This is a genomic window from Rhodococcus sp. P4_B6 (genome assembly GCF_056402215.1).
Map to the genome: position 1 here is coordinate 53284 of NZ_JBFUHV010000029.1, position 15905 is coordinate 69188.

The window sequence follows — 15905 nt, forward strand, 5'->3', positions numbered from 1 at the left end:
CATGTACGCATATGATCGGCACAACTCGGGAGGAGGCTCACCCATGGGAGTCGGTCACGGCCATTCGCACGGCAACACGCAAGGCAGCGGTGAGGTAGGCCCGTCACGAGGGCGGATACGCCGCATGGTGATTGCACTCGTCATCCTCCTCGCGTTCCTGGTGCTCGAAGTGGTCGTGGGTCTGACCGTGAACTCGCTGGCGCTGCTCGCCGACGCCGGGCACATGCTGACCGACGTCGTCGGAATGTCGATGGGGCTCGTCGCACTTCTTCTGGCACGCAAGGGAAGTACCACCGCCGCCCGGACCTTCGGCTGGCACCGCGCCGAAGTGCTCACGGCCATGGCCAACGCCGCGATGCTGCTCGCCGTCGCGATCTGGGTGTTCTACGAGGCCATCTCCCGCATCGGCGACGTCCCCGAACTTCCCGGCATGGCGCTGATCCTCACCGCATCCGTCGGTCTCGCCGCGAACCTCGTGGTGATGCTCATGCTGCGCGCCGATTCCAAGGACAGCCTGGCCGTCCGCGGCGCCTACCTCGAAGTGCTCGCGGACGCCGTCGGCAGTGTCGGCGTGCTCATCGCCGGCGCCGTTGTGCTGGTGTTCGACTGGACCTACGCCGACATCATCGTCGGCGTCCTCATCTCACTGTGGGTGGTGCCGCGGGCCATGAAACTGGCCGCCGCGTCGCTGCGCATCCTCACCCAGGCCTCACCCGAGGACGTCGACGTCGAATCGGTGCAAGCCGACCTCGAGGCGCTACCCGGGGTGACCGGCGTGCACGACCTGCACGTGTGGACGCTCACCACGGGAATGGACGTGGCCACCGTCCACCTCACCACCGACGCCGACTCGTCCGCTGTCCTCGAAGCGGCGCGGACCGTCCTCGAGAGCCACCACCTCTCGCATGCGACCGTGCAGGTCGAGTCCACCGCCAACGGACGCCACTGCGCAGAGAACGTCACCTGGTAGGCGCCCTGTCTGTTTCGTCCGGTATCGCGGCGGGCAACCGTTGTGGGACGACTTACGGAAGGGAACACCATGCCCACTCTCGCAGCGTTCGCACGACCCGTCGCCGTTGCCGCACTCGGTGCGGCCGCCCTCTTCGCAGCACCCGCCCCCGCCTCGGCCGCGCCGTTCATGCCCGACCCGCTGGCGAACTGTAAGCCCGCCGCGACGCTCGGTGTCGACAAGGAAGGCAATAAGGTCGAGTGGCAATTCAAGGGGCCGGAGAAAGCCACGACCGACGCCCAGGTGACCTACCTCAACTTCGGCGGCCAGGCGCCGACGATCGGCACGTCCGGGCCGTTGACGAACGGTAAGGGTGTCGAGAAGGATCTGCCCGGCTTCACCGCCCACCTGATTCCCGGCGGCAGCTATGACGCCGATGGTGCGGGTACGGCGTCGCAGCCCTGCACGCTCGGCTTCGGGTTCGCCGTCACGCAGTGACCGTCACTTGGTGAACCGGGTGACGCCGGCACCCGGCCGCCACAGATCGACGTACAGGTGCTCGCCGTCGACGGTGGTGTGCACGACCTCGTCGAGGTCGAGTTCGAAGACGTCCGCCTCGGGAATCTCGTCGGGGTAGCGGTCGACGATCTGCTGTTTCCGTTCCCCGCGGATCTCCCGGGCGTGGCCGCTGATCTTGGCGTCGCCGCCCTCCATCGTGTGGTGACCGGGGTTGCTGTGGAGGGAGTACCGCGGATCGCGTTGCAGGTCCTGCACTTTGCGGGCGCCGACCATCGAACCGAGCAGCAACGCCCCGTCGTGGAACTCGACCTCGGTGCCGCTCACCCGCGGAGAGCCGTCCTTGCGGAGCGTGGCCAGCACGTGGTGTTTGTGCGCCTCGAAGCGCGTGGCGACGGCCTTGGCGAGGTCGGGTGCTTCTGTCTCGAACTGTGCCCAGTTGGTCATGTGGACCAGTGTGCGCCCCAATCCCTGACATCTACTGTCAGGGATATTCTCTAGACTCGGAGGATGCGTTCGAGTCGGCTCGTCGAGGTGATGCTCCGTCTGGAGGGCAGTCGCGGGGCCACCGCGCAACAACTCGCGGACGAACTGGGCGTGTCGGTTCGCACCGTGTATCGCGACGTCACGGCGTTGTCGGCGGCGGGGGTTCCGGTGTGGACGGAGAGCGGACCCGGGGGCGGGATCCGGTTGCTGGACGGCTGGCAGTCGAACCTCGGCGGCATGACGGGGGAGGAGACGTCCGCGTTGATGTTGCTCGGGGTCCCGTCGATCGCCGAGGATCTCGGTCTGCGCGACGTCACCGCGGCGGCGCAGTCGAAGCTGTTGGGGGCGTTGCCGGTTCCGTTGCGGGCCGGGGCGCAGCTGTGGCGGGACCGGCTCTACGTTGACGCCCCCGGCTGGTTCGACGGACCACGTGACAACGGCGACCTCCCGGTCGTCGCGTCCGCGGTGCTCGAGGGGCGGCGTCTGGGCATTCGTTACCGCAAGGGGAACCGTGTGGCGGCAAGAACACTCGACCCCCTGGGTGTGGTGGCGAAGGCCGGCGTCTGGTATCTCGTCGCACAGCATCGGGGACGGACGTTGTCGTACCGCGTGTCGCGGATCAGTGATGCGACCGTGCTGGGGCAGCCGGCGGTGCGGCCCGACAATTTCGATCTGGGTGCGTGGTGGACGGCCTCGGTGGCCGAATTCGACCGTGCTCTCCTGCGATTCCGGTGCAGGGTGCGGCTCTCGCCCACGGCGTGGCGCCGGCTGCCCCGGGTGGTCGGGGTCGAGGCCGCTCGCGTCGAACCCGGCCCGCCCGACGGCGACGGCTGGGTCACCGTCGACCTGCTGCTCGAGGCCGAGGATGTGGCCCTCGACCAGCTGACCGTTCTCGGCGGGGGAGTCGAAGTGCTCCAGCCGCACTCGCTGCGGGAATCGCTGCGTGCGGTGGGAGAGGCGATCACCCGCCGGAACGGTTGAGCCGGCCGTTCGGGCGTTACTGGAGGCGTTCGAGGACGGTGGCGTTGGCGAGTCCGCCCGCCTCGCACATGGTCTGCAGCGCGAACCGTGCCCCGCGCTGCTCCATGGCGTTCACCAGCGTGGTCATGAGCCGCACGCCGCTGGCCCCCAGCGGATGTCCGAGCGCGATCGCGCCGCCGTGCACGTTGACGCGGTCCAGGTCGGCTCCGGTCTCCGCTGCCCAGGCCAGAACCACCGGTGCGAAGGCCTCGTTGACCTCGAAGAGGTCGATGTCGGAGATGTCGAGGCCGCTGCGCTGCAGCACCTTACGCGTCGCGGGAATCACAGCGGTGAGCATCATCAGCGGGTCGTCGCCGATGACGGAGAAACTGTGGAGCCGGGCCAGAGGCCGCAGTCCGAGGCGTCCCGCGATCTCGCTCGTGGTGATCATGAGCGCCGCACTGCCGTCCGACAGGGGACTGCTGTTGCCCGCGGTGATCGACCAGTCGATCTGCGGGAACCGCTCGCCGTAGACGTCGCTGCGGAATGCGGGTCGCAGGCCGGCGAGTGCGGCCGCCGTCGTGTCCGGCCGGATGGCCTCGTCGACGCTCAGTTCCGGGAGGACGGCGAGTTCCTTCGTGAAGTTCCCGGCAGTCGTTGCCGTCGCGGCCTTGTGGTGGCTGCGCAGCGCGAACTCGTCCAGTTGGGCACGCGAGAGCCCCCACCGGGCGGCGATGAGTTCGGCGCTGATGCCCTGCGGGACGAGGCCGTCGGGGTAGCGGCGTTCGAAGCCGACGCCCATCGATTCGCGTCCGATGCTGCTGGACCCCATCGGAACTCGGCTCATTGATTCGACACCGGCGGCGACGACGATGTCGTAGGCGCCCGACAGCACGCCCTGCGCGGCGAAGTGGACGGCCTGCTGGCTGCTGCCGCACTGCCGGTCGACGGTCGTGCCGGGGACGGATTCGGGGAATCCTGCGGCGAGAAGCGCACTGCGGGTGATGTTCTGGCTCTGGTCCCCGACCTGGGTGACGGTGCCGCCGATGACGTCGTCGATCAGTGCGGGATCGATTCCCGTGCGCTCGACGAGGGTCGACAGGCTGTGGGCGAGGAGGTCGACGGGGTGCACTCCGTGCAGGGCGCCCGAGGGCTTGCCCTTACCGATCGGCGTGCGGACGGCCTCGACGATGACGGCGTCTCTCATGGCTCTTCCTTTCGGTGCTGTGAGTACTTGTTAACCGCGGGCGGTTAATAAGTACTCACAGGGGTTTCCCCACCTGACTATTGATATCTATAGTCAGCAATGTACACCTGACTATGGTTTTGGCAAGTTAGGTGTGACAGACGCCTCGGATCGTCGGTTTGCGCTGCGAAGATCACGTCGCAGTCCTAGCGTGGGGCATGGCTGTTCTCACCCCCGGCTTCCACGGCAGACCCCGCAGCGAGCATGCTCTCCCGCCCGGCCAGTACGAGGTGGGAGACTTTCCGGTCCTCTCGGCCGGACCGACGCCCCGCGTCCCGACCGACACATGGACGCTGTCGGTGGCCGACGAGACCGGCCGCAGCCGCGAGTGGTCGTGGGCCGAATTCATGAAGCTGCCGCAGGAGTGGCCGACGGTCGACCTTCACTGCGTCACGCGATGGTCGAAGTTCGGAACCTCCTGGAAGGGCGTGTCCGTCGACACACTGTTCGCGGACGTCGAGACGTCCGCGGGATTCGTCCTCGTCGGATGCGACGGCGGCTACACCACGAACCTCCCCGTCTCGGACGTCCTGGGTGGCAAGGCCTGGATCGTGCACACCTACGAGGGCGCGCCGCTCGCGCCGGTGCACGGCGGTCCGGCCCGACTGCTCGTGCCGCATCTCTACCTCTGGAAGTCCGCCAAGTGGGTGCGGTCGATCCAGCTCGTCACTCAGGACGTCCCGGGCTTCTGGGAACAGCTCGGGTACCACGATCGCGGCGACCCGTGGCGGGAGCAGAGGTACCAGGGTGACCAGTGAGCTCATGGGCCGCGCCGTGCTCAGCTGGCGAGTAGCGGAACTCGTCGATTCGTGGCCCGAGACGGCGAGTGCGCGGACCCTGGTCCTCGAGGTCTCGGACTGGCCGGGGCATCGCGCCGGACAACACGTAGATCTCCGCCTCACCGGCCCCGACGGGTACACCACCGAGCGGAGCTACTCGCTGGCGGCGCCGGTCGAGCGATCCGTGGGCGGATGGCGAATCCAGCTGGTCGTCCAGCGGGTGGCGGACGGCGAGGTGTCTCCCTATCTGACCGACGTGTTCGACGCCGGAAATCTGATCGAGGTGCGGGGGCCGATCGGTGGCTGGTTCGTGTGGTCGCCGCGCGAGGGTGGCGGCGCGCCGGTGCTTCTCGTCGCGGGTGGGTCGGGCATGGTCCCACTGATGTCGATGATTCGCGAGCGCCGGTTCCGCCACGACCGCACGCCGTTCCGGCTCGTGTACTCACTCCGGACGCGGGCCGACGAATTGTTCGCGGACGAGCTGAACCGGCCCGGGATCGGCGACGGGGGAGTCGAGACGTTCGTCCTCCACACCCGCGAGGACTCGCCGCGGCGCCCGGCGGGTCGGATCACTGCCGCCGACCTCGCGGCATGGGGATGGCCGGCGGACTTCGCGCCCCGCTGCTTCGTGTGCGGGCCCACCGGATTCGTCGAGGAGGCGGCTCGCCTGCTGCTCTCGCTCGGGCATTCGCCGGACGACATCAAGACCGAGCGGTTCGGTCCCTCGGGGCCGTGACCGGAGGAAGGATTTGTCGATGAGTACGTTGCAGGGCAACGACTTCGAGGACGGGAACGTTCTCGGCGGGCCGTTCGCGGAAATCTTCGTTCACGACCTGACCGCGGCGACCGGGCAGTGCCGGTTCTGCGGTCTCGACGGACCGATGGCGGCCGTGCACGTCTATACGCGAGCGCCCGGCGTCGTCGTGCGGTGCCCGGGGTGCCAGGAGGTGCTGCTGCGGCTGGTGTCGACGCCGCGTGGGCTCGAACTCGACGCCAGCGGGCTGTCGCACCTGTCCTGGCGATTGTGAGCACTGACTATGGAAATCGAAAGTCAGCTACGCTGAAGTGCATGGACGCGGCACGGTTGGACGGCTTTCTCGCAGACCGCGACACCTGGCGGGCCACGCACTGCTCGATCGGCAAGGCGATGGACGTGATCGGCACACGGTCGGCCGTCCTGATCCTGCGCGAGGCCTACTACGGCACCACGCGATTCGACGACTTCGCGAAACGGGTCGGGATCACCGAGGCCGTGGCGGCGTCTCGGCTGCGCGAGTTGACCGCCGAGGGCCTGTTCGAGCGGCAACCCTACAAAGAGCCCGGGCAGCGCACCCGCTACGAGTACGTGCTCACCGAGAAGGGCCACGACCTCCTGCCTGCCGTGCTCGCGCTGATGCAGTGGGGCGACAAATACCTTCAGGGCGAGTACGGACCGCCGATCGGACTGCGGGACGACGCCACCGGCGAACCCGTCCGCGTCGAGGTCCGCAGTCCGGGCCGGGAGGTGCCACTGGCGGAACTGCGGCTGACCCCCATGCGTCCCCGCCCGTGAGTACTTCTCAACCGCGGGCGGTTAACAAGTACTCACGGGTCAGAGCCAGAAGCGCATCAGACGGTTGCCGTACTGCGCGTAGATCTCCGGCACCCCGGACAGTTCGAACAGCCGGTAGATGAGGTCGAAGAACACCACGTTGATCGACGGCACGAACAGCAGCGCCACGAGGATCAGCAGTCCGTACGGTTTGAACTGGTCGACGGACCTGCGGGTGCGGGGCGGCAGGAACGGCTCGAGTGCGGCGTACCCGTCGAGTCCGGGGACCGGCAGGAGGTTGAGGACGGTCGCCATCACCTGCAGGAATGCGAGAAAGCTCAGGCCCGTCCAGAACACCAGGTGGTCGCCGCCGAGCCCGAACCAGCGGATCGCCACGAGGAGGACGATCGCCGACACCAGATTCACGGCGGGTCCGGCGAGTGACACCCGTGCCTGCACCTTCGGCGGAAACAGCCCGGTGCGCAGGTACACCGCACCGCCGGGCAAGCCGATCCCGCCGAGCGCGATGAACAGCACCGGCAGGCCGATCGACAGCAGTGGGTGGCTGTATTTCACCGGGTTGAGCGTGAGGTAGCCGCGCACCTCGACGTCGGTGTCGCCGTGCCGCCACGCCGTGTACGCGTGCGCGAACTCGTGCAGGCAGAGCGTCACCACCCATCCCGCGACCACCAGCAGGAACACCCCGACGTGGCCGAGGGCCGATTCCCGCTCGGCACGCCACGCGAGGACACCGCCGGCGACCGCGACCGCGACGACGAGCAGGAAGACCGGACTGGGACGGACAGCGGTGGTCCGCGCCCTGGGCAGGTTCATCGGACCAGCAGCCACTCTTGGTCGTGGCGGTAGAACGTCGAACGCTTGACGTCGCGAGGGTTCGGCACGCCGTCGCGGGTGAGGGCCGCGGCGGGCGAACCCAACTGCACGGCGCGACCCTCGACCCAGCGGCGCGGCAGCCAGCGCCTGCGAGGTTCGACCGACGCCCGCATACCGGGCAATCGTGGGGTCGGAGTGACGGTCATGCTCGTCGTCGTCCCCGAGAACAACCGGGTGTCGTCGACGTAGGCCTCGCCGACGAGCGGCCCCCCGTCCGGACCCGTGACGGTGGCGCACCCGACGAGCGCGATCCCCGCGTCGTCGCGGATCAGGGGGACCGGTTTGGCCGTCCCCTTCAGCGCGGTGCGGGCGCCACGGGCGCCGGAGGACAGGTGGTAGGCCTCCGTCGCGTCCGAACGATGCTCCGCGACGTACGCGAGCTCGATGTGCAGGCGTTCGGTGCGCATCAGTCGGGTCAGGGTGGCCGCGAGGGCGGCGTCGCTGCCCACCACGATCAGTCGCGGATCCACGACGACCTGAAGTTTGGAGAAGACCTCGTCGAAGTCGTCCTTGTCCGGGACGGCAGGTGCGCTCGAGGTGGAAATGGAGCCCAGAGGTAGGGGAAGCGGCACGTCGCCGCAAATGAGCACTACGGGGGTCAACGCCACTCCTCGCCCGGATGTCCCGCCGCGATTTCCGCAGCTTCCCTTTCGGATCATCCTAGAGGCACGCCCGAGATGGCCTCCCCAGCCGTACTGTGGGGTCTGTTCTCCGTGCCCTCGGCTAGACTGTTCCCCCGGCCACTGCCTACGAACGGCAGGACCACGCAGTCGGATACGACTGTACGTCGACCGTAGGAGACAACGTCATGCCGGCAATCGTCCTGATCGGCGCCCAGTGGGGCGACGAGGGCAAGGGCAAAGCGACCGATCTACTGGGCGGACGCCTGCAGTGGGTGGTGCGCTACCAGGGCGGTAACAACGCCGGACACACAGTGGTTCTTCCGAACGGCGACAAGTTCGCACTCCATCTGATCCCGTCCGGAATCCTCACTCCGGGCGTCACGAACGTCATCGGCAACGGTGTCGTGGTGGACCCGGGAGTGCTGCTCACCGAACTCGCCGGACTCGACGAGCGGGGCGTGGACACCAGCCGCCTGCTGCTCTCGGCCGATGCGCACCTGATCATGCCGTACCACGTTGCCATCGACAAGGTCACCGAACGCTTCCTCGGGGCCAAGAAGATCGGCACCACCGGCCGCGGTATCGGGCCGTGCTACCAGGACAAACTCGCCCGTGTCGGCGTCCGCGTGCAGGACGTGCTGGACGAGAAGATCCTCACTCAGAAGGTCGAGGCGGCACTCGAGTTCAAGAACCAGGTGCTCGTCAAGATCTACAACCGCAAGGCCCTCGACCCGCAGCAGGTCGTCGACGAGGTGCTCGAGCAAGCGGACGGTTTCAAGCACCGCATCGCGGACACGCGTCTGCAGCTCAACGAGGCGCTCGAGCGCGGCGAGACGGTGCTGCTCGAGGGTTCGCAGGGCACGCTCCTCGACGTCGACCACGGCACCTACCCGTACGTGACGTCGTCCAACCCGACGTCCGGTGGCGCAGCGGTCGGTTCGGGCATCGGCCCCACCAAGATCACGACGGTGCTGGGCATTCTCAAGGCGTACACCACCCGCGTCGGTTCGGGCCCGTTCCCGACCGAATTGTTCGACCAGAACGGCGAATACCTCGCCAAGACCGGCGGCGAGGTGGGTGTCACCACCGGCCGTGCCCGGCGCACCGGATGGTTCGACGCCGTGATCGCCCGCTACGCAACGCGTGTCAACGGCATCACCGACTACTTCCTCACCAAGCTCGACGTGCTCAGCAGCCTCGACACCATCCCGATCTGCGTCGGCTACGACGTCGACGGTGTGCGGCACGACGAGATGCCCATGTCGCAGACCGACGTTCACCACGCGAAGCCGATCTACGAAGAAATGCCCGGCTGGTGGGAAGACATCTCCCACGCCCGGACGTTCGAGGAGCTTCCGAAGAACGCGCAGAACTACGTCCTGCGTCTCGAGGAACTGTCGGGTGCGTACATCTCCTGCATCGGCGTCGGCCCCGGCCGCGACGAGACCATCGTCCGCCGCGACGTGGTGCGGTAGTCCGCTCGTCTCGTTGTTTCGCTTTCCGTTGCCCGATGTCACCCCGGTTCCGTCAGATCGAACCGATGTGACGTCGGGCAACGTGTAGGTGGCGCGGCGACCTACAGGGTTGCGGGCAGGGACGGCGCGAGGCGTTCCAGCGTCGGCTTGCGCCCGTGCTCGATGTGAGCGAACGCACTGGCCTCGGCCAGTCTTCCGTTTCCGCTGCGAATTGCCTCGACGAGTTCCCGGTGCGCTGCACAGGACACTGCGGGATTGTGATGCCACGTCAGCCGGAACAACCAGTGGACCCGGCCCATCAGCGAGTTCATCACCGACACGAGTAGCTTGTTGTCGGACAGTTCGACGACATCCATGTGGAAACGCGCGTTGACCGCCGGAATCAGGAGGGGTTCGTCGTTTCCGATCAGTTCCTCCGTGCGCGCCATCGTCGACAGCAGCGCCTCCATGGATGCGCCCCGTGCGACGTTCTCGGCCGCGCATCGTGCCGCGTACGGTTCCAAGGCCAATCGCACGTCGAACAGTTCCTCGATGTCGCGTAACGACAGCTGAGTCACGACTGCGCCCCGCCGCGGCAGGATCTGAATGAATCCGTCCCATTCCAATTGCGGCAACGCCTCGCGGAGCGGAACCCTCGAGACGTCGAACTCCTGTGACAATTCGCGCTCCCGCAGGCGACTGCCGGGTGGGTACGCGCCCGAGATGATGCGCTCACGAATCACCGAATAGATCTGCTTCGGGAGTGGCACGTCCGACAGTCCGCCGGCCACGCCCGTGCCCAGAGGCGACGTCGTGGATTCCGTGACCCCGATCTCGCCGTTCAGGTTCACTGTCATGAACCGATCATGGCATACCAAGTTGAACCCGACCACCGGACGCGTTTCGCAACTCTGCTGGTCAAATGGATTAACCCGAATGTAACGCTCCACGCTTGGCGCTCGGCTTCCGCACTTGGTAGACCATATACATCCGGCCCGGCAGCGCAGTGTGGCGCAATTCGGTCGCCGCCCACTTCGTCGAAAGCTTCGGAACTACCCTCTCCATTCGGAAGGATTCCCGTGTCCACTGAACGAAAAATACTTGCTCGCAAGGGTTTCGGGTACGCGCTGATCGGCCTGGCAGTCACCTCCTCCTTGGTGGCATGTACCAGCGCGGCCAGGACCGATGCAGGTGGGGGACCGGGCGACCGTCCCGTCGTCCTGGCCTACCAGAATCAGATCTCCACGCTCGACCCCATCCGCGCCGATTACGCTCAGACGAACTTCGTCGACCAGGCGTTGTACGACACCCTGGTCACGTACGACGCCGACAACGAGATCGTCGGCCAGCTRGCGTCCGAGTTCGCCCCGTCGCCGGATGCGCGATCGATCCAGATGACCCTGCGCGCGGCGACCTTCCACGACGGTGCCCCCGTCACCGCCGAGGACGTCCGCTACACGCTCGATCGGACGGCGGCGCTGGGACAGGGCATTGCCGGTCAGATGACCGGATACCGGGGCGCCACGGTCACCGGCCCGCAGAGCCTGACGATCGAACTGACGGAACCGAACTCGCTGTTCCTGGGCGCTCTGTCGAAGATCTACATCCTCAACTCCGCCCTCGTGAAAGCCAACGAGGGGACCGACCGGGGCCAGGCCTATCTCGCAGGCCACGATGCCGGGTCCGGGCCCTACTTCCTGGCCGGCCCGGGCGGTGCCGACACGTACACGCTGACACGATTCGACGACTACTGGGCGGGCGACGAGGGGCGTCCGGTCTCACTCGTCTATCGACGAATCGACGAGAGCGCCACGCAGAGTGCGGAACTGAAGGCCGGCAACATCGACGTCTCGTTCGGGCTCACCAACGCCGACGCCGCGGCGCTGGACGGCTTCTCCGGCGTGACGGTGCAGAGTCAGCCGGTCAACCTGCAGGCGAACATCTTCTTCAACGTGATGAACGGGCCGACGGCGAACAAGGCCGTACGACAGGCCATCCAGATGGCGTACGACTACACCGGTGGCCTCGCGACGATTCGTGGTGGCAACGGCAGCATCGCCACCGGCCCGCTGCCCGGACAGTTCTCGTGCCGGCCGGAGATGCCCGCCTACGGGCAGGATCTCGAACAGGCGAAGAAGCTGCTGTCCGACGCCGGGATGTCCGACCTGACCCTCACCATGAAATTCCAGCCCGTCTTCAAGGAGCAGGAACGCGAAGCGACGCTGCTGCAGTCCAACCTCGCGCAGATCGGTGTCACGCTGGATCTCGAGCCCATCGCGTACGCGGACTATCTGTCGGCTCTGAAGTCGCCCGACTCGATTCCGCAGATGATGCTCGCCACCGACTTCGCGCAGTACCCGGATCCCGGAGTGATGCTGGTCAAGACGTACAAGTCGGACCAGGTCGGAACGAACAAATCCGGCTACAGCAATCCCACGGTGGACGCGTTGCTCGGCCGCGCGGCCGAAACCTCCGATGCCGGGGCGCGGTGTGACCTATACAAGCAGGCTCAGGAGGATATTCGCAACGACGCGGTGGCCGTCAACATGTACACCCTGGGGCAGACCACCGCTCACAGCAACAGGGTGACCGGTGTCGGTCCGGCGGTCGTGGGCAGCGGAGTCTGGGTTCCCGCGATCCGCGTGGCGTGAGGGAGTACGCGATGACGACACTCGACATGCCTCGCGCCCTACATCGCCTCGCGGCGCCGTCGGCGTTTCTCGGCCGCAAACTGGGCGCAGCGCTCCTCACCCTGGTCGGACTGGCCACCATCGTCTTCGCCATGACCAAGGTGATTCCCGGGGACGAAGCGCAGGTGGCCGCGGGGGAGAGCGCCACTCCGGAACAGGTGGAAGAGGTGCGTCGTCAGCTGGGTCTGGACAAGCCGGCGGCCGTGCAGTATTTCGACTACCTGGGCCGGATGCTCCACGGCGATCTGGGCACCTCGAGTTCGACCCGCCAGCCGGTGCTCGACGACGTTCTCGCGCGACTGCCCGGAACGCTCGAATTGGTCGTTCTCGCAATGATGCTCGCGGTAACCTTCGCGGTTCCGATGGCGACGATCGCGGCGGCGCGATCACGGGGAGGATTCGACAAGATTAGCCGCATCGGTGCGATCGTCGCATTCGGGCTTCCCGGTTTCTGGCTCGCGCTGATGTTGCAATGGGTGCTGGGCTCGTGGCTGCAGATCCTGCCGATCTCGGGACGTCTCTCGGTGGGCGTCGACGTCCCGCACCGAACGGGGATGACACTCGTCGACGCCGCCCTCGCCGGAGACTTCGCCGCGTTCAGCAATGCGTTTCAGCATCTGATGCTGCCCGCGTTCGTGCTCGCCGTCGCCGTCGCCGCACAGATGTTCCGGGCTCTCCGTGCCGATCTCCTCCGGGTTCGGGGCCGCGATCACATGACCGTTGCCCGAGCGAAAGGTGTTCCTTCCCTGCGGTTGTGGACTCGGCACGCGCTTCCCAACGCGACCGGGCCGCTTCTGAACATCATCGGCATCGAGATCGGCATGCTTGTCGGTTCCGCGATCTTCGTCGAGTCCGTGTTCGGGTTGTCCGGGGTCGGCGATTACCTCTCCAATGCGGTGAGTCGCAAGGACATCACCGCAGTCATCGGCACCGTCACCGTCGTCGGCGTGATCGTCGTCGTCGCGAACTTCGTCGTGGACGTGCTCCAGCTGGCCCACGACCCCCGGCTGCGCACACCCGGAAAGGTGCAGTGAGTCCGATGAGTATTGCAGCAAACGTCACCGGTGTGGCCGCACTGGCAGGCCGATGGCGATCCGCCTCGATTCGCGGTCGTCGACGCCGATCGCGATGGGGACTGCTCGACACCGTGGTCGTCGGTGCTGTCGCCGTGATCGTGGTGCTCGCCGTCGTCGGTCCGTGGGTCGCACCCGAATCCGTCTACCGGTCGGACATCGCGAACGCCCTCGCCGCTCCGAGCAGTGAACACTGGCTGGGGACCGACGACCAGGGGCGAGACGTTCTGTGGCGCACGATCGCGGGCGCCCGGTCGTCGGTGCTGTCCGCCGTTCTGGTCGTCGCCGCGTACTCGCTGATCGGAACGGCACTCGCCACGATGGCCACTGTCGGTGGACGGTGGGTGGACGAAACCCTCATGCGAGTGACGGACATCGGGTTCGCTCTCCCCGGACTCGTCGTGGCACTGGGTATCGCCGCCGCGCTCGGTCCGAGCCTGAGCAGCGCACTGATCGCGATGATCGCCACCGGCTGGCCGTACACGGCGCGACTGTTGCGCGGCGTGATGCGCGAGACGATGGCGTCGCCGTTCGTGGACGGTGCGGTGGTGCTCGGGGTCAGTCGATGGCGCCTGATGACACGGCACGTGCTGCCGAACTCGCTCGACGTCATGACCGTCAAATGGGCGGGCGACATCGGCAATACCGTTCTGGTGCTCGCGGGTCTGTCGTTCATCGGTGTCGGTGCGCAGCCGCCCAGCGCGGAATGGGGCTCGGCCGTCGCCGGCGCGCGTGACTACCTGTCGACGGCCTGGTGGGCTGCGCTCGTGCCGGGCATCGCGATCGTCATCACGGCCGCGGCCTTCGGACTGCTCGGCGACATGCTGCACGAGCGGCGCGACCCCGCACGACGAGGAGCGTGATCGATCATGACGACAGAAATCGTTCAGCGCACCGCACTCCTCCAGATCTCCGGGCTGACCATCGACACGGAGCCGGGCGACACGTCCGTCCGGTTGGTGGACGGCGTGGATCTCACGGTTGCGGCGGGCGAGCGCGTGGCGCTGGTAGGCGAATCGGGTTCGGGAAAGTCGGTGACGGCACGCGCACTGATGCGGTTGGACGGCTCACTGACGATCGGCGGTTCGATTCGACTGGGCGACACGGAGATCCTCGCGCAGACCGAACGTCGCCTCAGCACGATCCGGGGCAGTCGCATCGGGATGGTGTTCCAGGACCCGATGGGCGCGCTCGACCCGCTGCAGTCGATCGGCGCACAGGTGAGTGAGCCACTGCGGCAACGCGGGATCAGGAAGAAGGACGCACTGCGGCGGGCCGCCGAGGTGTTGAGCGAACTCGGGGTCGCGCGTGCACACGAACGGCTCGGCGCCTATCCGCACGAATTCTCCGGGGGCATGCGGCAACGTGTAGTCCTCGCGATGGCCCTCATCGGGGAGCCGGAGATTCTGATCGCCGACGAACCGACGACGGCGCTCGATGTCCGAGTGCAACAGCAGGTGCTGAACCTGCTCGACGAGGTCACCCGGGAACAGGGACTCGGACTCCTGCTGATCACGCACGACCTCGGGGTCGTCGCCGGACTCGCCGACCGTGTCGCGGTGATGTACTCCGGGCGGATCGTGGAGGATCGCCCGGTCCGCGCACTGTTCGCGGACCCTCTGCACCCCTACACCGCAGGACTGCTGGCCGCGGTGCCGAGGCTGGATGTTCATCTCCCGAGGATGACCACCATTCCGGGTGCGCCTCCGTCACCGGCGCTACGGCCCCCCGGCTGTCCCTTCCACCCACGATGCCCTGTCGCGATGGAGCGCTGCGCGAGCGAAACCCCACCGACGATGGCGACCGCTGACGGTGGACGCCGCGCCTGCCATCTCGATCAAGGAAGTGGGAACTGATGAACGGAACACCTCTTCTCGATATCCGAGCTCTGAACAAGACTTTCGGTGGATCCCGCGGAAGCAAGGCGCTCGACGACGTATACCTGTCGGTGCCCGAGGGCGGGACGTTCGGACTGGTCGGCGAATCGGGTTCCGGCAAGTCCACGCTCGTCAAGTGCATCGTCCGGCGCGAGCGACCCGACTCCGGGGCCGTTACCTTCGACGGGCGTGACGTCCATGCGCTCCGCGGCGGGGACCTGCGCCGGTTTCGTCGCGACGTTCAGTTGGTCGCGCAGGACCCGTACGCCAGCCTGAACCCTCGGATGACGGTGGAGCAGATCGTCGGCGAGGGGCTCGTCGTCCACCGCCTGGCCCGTACCCGCGCGGACCGGCGTGCGCGGGTCGCGCAGACCCTGATCGAGGTGGGTCTCGACCCGGATGCGATGGGTCGATTGCCGGCCACGTTCTCCGGTGGGCAGCGGCAGCGTATCGCCATCGCGCGCGCCCTGATCCTTCGCCCGAGGTTGCTCGTGTGCGACGAACCGGTATCGGCCCTGGACGTCTCGGTACAGGCACAGGTGATCAATCTGCTGACGTCCCTGCACGAGGACCTCGGGGTGACGATCTTGTTCATCGCGCACGATCTCGCGATCGTGCAGCAACTCTGTTCTCGGGTGGCGGTTCTTCGGTCCGGCGTGGTGGTGGAGGAAGGGCCCACCCGACAGGTGTTCTCCACTCCACGTCACCGATACACACGCGAACTACTCGAGGCGGTGCCGATCCCGGACCCGGTTGCGGCCCGCGCCGGGCGAACCATCCCCGGCGGCGTCCTGACTCTGCCGTGAGGGCCGTCGAGCCCCGGCCTT

General features: G+C 67.1%; 18 protein-coding genes. 13 read left to right on the top strand and 5 right to left on the bottom strand.

Annotated elements, in window-relative coordinates; translation table 11 throughout:
- Positions 1-43 precede the first annotated feature (43 nt).
- Together AC1DWT_RS16690 and AC1DWT_RS16695 are read left to right on the top strand one after the other, a co-directional pair.
- Positions 44-970 (top strand): cation diffusion facilitator family transporter, encoded by a 927-nt coding sequence (locus AC1DWT_RS16690; RefSeq protein WP_072937363.1) that lies wholly within the window; start codon positions 44-46, stop codon positions 968-970.
- Between the two features lie 69 nt (positions 971-1039).
- Complete coding sequence (locus AC1DWT_RS16695; RefSeq protein ID WP_477921460.1) at positions 1040-1447, top strand: hypothetical protein; 408 nt, start codon at positions 1040-1042, stop codon at positions 1445-1447.
- A gap of 3 nt (positions 1448-1450) precedes the next feature.
- On the opposite strand, the gene AC1DWT_RS16700 is transcribed toward AC1DWT_RS16695, so the two are convergent.
- A complete protein-coding gene (locus tag AC1DWT_RS16700; RefSeq protein WP_072937361.1) occupies positions 1451-1912 on the bottom strand; it encodes a pyridoxamine 5'-phosphate oxidase family protein in 462 nt (153 codons plus the stop codon).
- Positions 1913-1975: 63 nt separating this feature from the next.
- Here AC1DWT_RS16700 and AC1DWT_RS16705 point away from each other — a divergent pair, with 63 nt between their 5' ends.
- Entirely contained in the window at positions 1976-2932 is a 957-nt protein-coding gene (locus tag AC1DWT_RS16705; protein ID WP_072937360.1) for a helix-turn-helix transcriptional regulator, read from the top strand.
- 16 nt (positions 2933-2948) lie between these two features.
- On the opposite strand, the gene AC1DWT_RS16710 is transcribed toward AC1DWT_RS16705, so the two are convergent.
- A complete protein-coding gene (locus AC1DWT_RS16710; protein ID WP_477921463.1) occupies positions 2949-4118 on the bottom strand; it encodes a thiolase family protein in 1170 nt (389 codons plus the stop codon).
- A 197-nt stretch (positions 4119-4315) separates the two neighbouring features.
- Here AC1DWT_RS16710 and AC1DWT_RS16715 point away from each other — a divergent pair, with 197 nt between their 5' ends.
- Genes AC1DWT_RS16715 through AC1DWT_RS16730 form a run of 4 tightly spaced genes read left to right on the top strand, consistent with a single transcriptional unit; the run spans position 4316 to position 6488 of the window.
- Complete coding sequence (locus AC1DWT_RS16715; RefSeq protein WP_095861272.1) at positions 4316-4915, top strand: molybdopterin-dependent oxidoreductase; 600 nt, start codon at positions 4316-4318, stop codon at positions 4913-4915.
- Positions 4905-5672, top strand: coding sequence for a ferredoxin reductase (locus AC1DWT_RS16720; RefSeq protein WP_095861271.1), 768 nt, complete (start codon positions 4905-4907; stop codon positions 5670-5672). Before AC1DWT_RS16715 ends, AC1DWT_RS16720 begins: the two co-directional genes overlap by 11 nt.
- A gap of 19 nt (positions 5673-5691) precedes the next feature.
- Positions 5692-5964, top strand: a complete 273-nt coding sequence (locus AC1DWT_RS16725; RefSeq protein WP_037243613.1) for a DUF6510 family protein — start codon at positions 5692-5694, stop codon at positions 5962-5964.
- Positions 5965-6005: 41 nt separating this feature from the next.
- On the top strand, positions 6006-6488 hold the full coding sequence (locus AC1DWT_RS16730; RefSeq protein WP_072937356.1) for a winged helix-turn-helix transcriptional regulator: 483 nt from the start codon (positions 6006-6008) through the stop codon (positions 6486-6488).
- A gap of 39 nt (positions 6489-6527) precedes the next feature.
- Here AC1DWT_RS16730 and AC1DWT_RS16735 read toward each other — a convergent pair whose 3' ends face one another.
- Both AC1DWT_RS16735 and AC1DWT_RS16740 read right to left on the bottom strand, forming a co-directional pair.
- The gene (locus AC1DWT_RS16735) at positions 6528-7301 is read right to left on the bottom strand and encodes a site-2 protease family protein (protein WP_477921466.1); all 774 of its coding nucleotides are present in this window, start codon (positions 7299-7301) and stop codon (positions 6528-6530) included.
- Positions 7298-7951, bottom strand: coding sequence for a hypothetical protein (locus AC1DWT_RS16740; protein ID WP_244163844.1), 654 nt, complete (start codon positions 7949-7951; stop codon positions 7298-7300). Before AC1DWT_RS16740 ends, AC1DWT_RS16735 begins: the two co-directional genes overlap by 4 nt.
- A 218-nt stretch (positions 7952-8169) precedes the next feature.
- Here AC1DWT_RS16740 and AC1DWT_RS16745 point away from each other — a divergent pair, with 218 nt between their 5' ends.
- Complete coding sequence (locus AC1DWT_RS16745) at positions 8170-9459, top strand: adenylosuccinate synthase (RefSeq protein ID WP_072937353.1); 1290 nt, start codon at positions 8170-8172, stop codon at positions 9457-9459.
- Positions 9460-9560: 101 nt separating this feature from the next.
- Here AC1DWT_RS16745 and AC1DWT_RS16750 read toward each other — a convergent pair whose 3' ends face one another.
- Entirely contained in the window at positions 9561-10295 is a 735-nt protein-coding gene (locus AC1DWT_RS16750) for a GntR family transcriptional regulator (protein ID WP_241031514.1), read from the bottom strand.
- A gap of 222 nt (positions 10296-10517) precedes the next feature.
- On the opposite strand from AC1DWT_RS16750, the gene AC1DWT_RS16755 reads away from it, so the two are divergent.
- From AC1DWT_RS16755 to AC1DWT_RS16775, 5 genes are read left to right on the top strand one after another with little or no spacing between them, the layout of a single operon-like run.
- Positions 10518-12089, top strand: a complete 1572-nt coding sequence (locus AC1DWT_RS16755; protein ID WP_072937352.1) for an ABC transporter substrate-binding protein — start codon at positions 10518-10520, stop codon at positions 12087-12089.
- Between the two features lie 11 nt (positions 12090-12100).
- The gene (locus tag AC1DWT_RS16760) at positions 12101-13162 is read left to right on the top strand and encodes an ABC transporter permease (protein WP_477921468.1); all 1062 of its coding nucleotides are present in this window, start codon (positions 12101-12103) and stop codon (positions 13160-13162) included.
- A 5-nt stretch (positions 13163-13167) separates the two neighbouring features.
- Positions 13168-14064, top strand: a complete 897-nt coding sequence (locus AC1DWT_RS16765; RefSeq protein ID WP_477921469.1) for an ABC transporter permease — start codon at positions 13168-13170, stop codon at positions 14062-14064.
- A 6-nt stretch (positions 14065-14070) separates the two neighbouring features.
- Positions 14071-15057 carry an ABC transporter ATP-binding protein gene (locus tag AC1DWT_RS16770; RefSeq protein WP_477921471.1) on the top strand — a complete coding sequence of 329 codons (987 nt, stop codon included), beginning with the start codon at positions 14071-14073 and terminating at the stop codon, positions 15055-15057.
- The gene (locus AC1DWT_RS16775; RefSeq protein WP_072937349.1) at positions 15057-15884 is read left to right on the top strand and encodes an ATP-binding cassette domain-containing protein; all 828 of its coding nucleotides are present in this window, start codon (positions 15057-15059) and stop codon (positions 15882-15884) included. Before AC1DWT_RS16770 ends, AC1DWT_RS16775 begins: the two co-directional genes overlap by 1 nt.
- Positions 15885-15905: the final 21 nt, after the last annotated feature.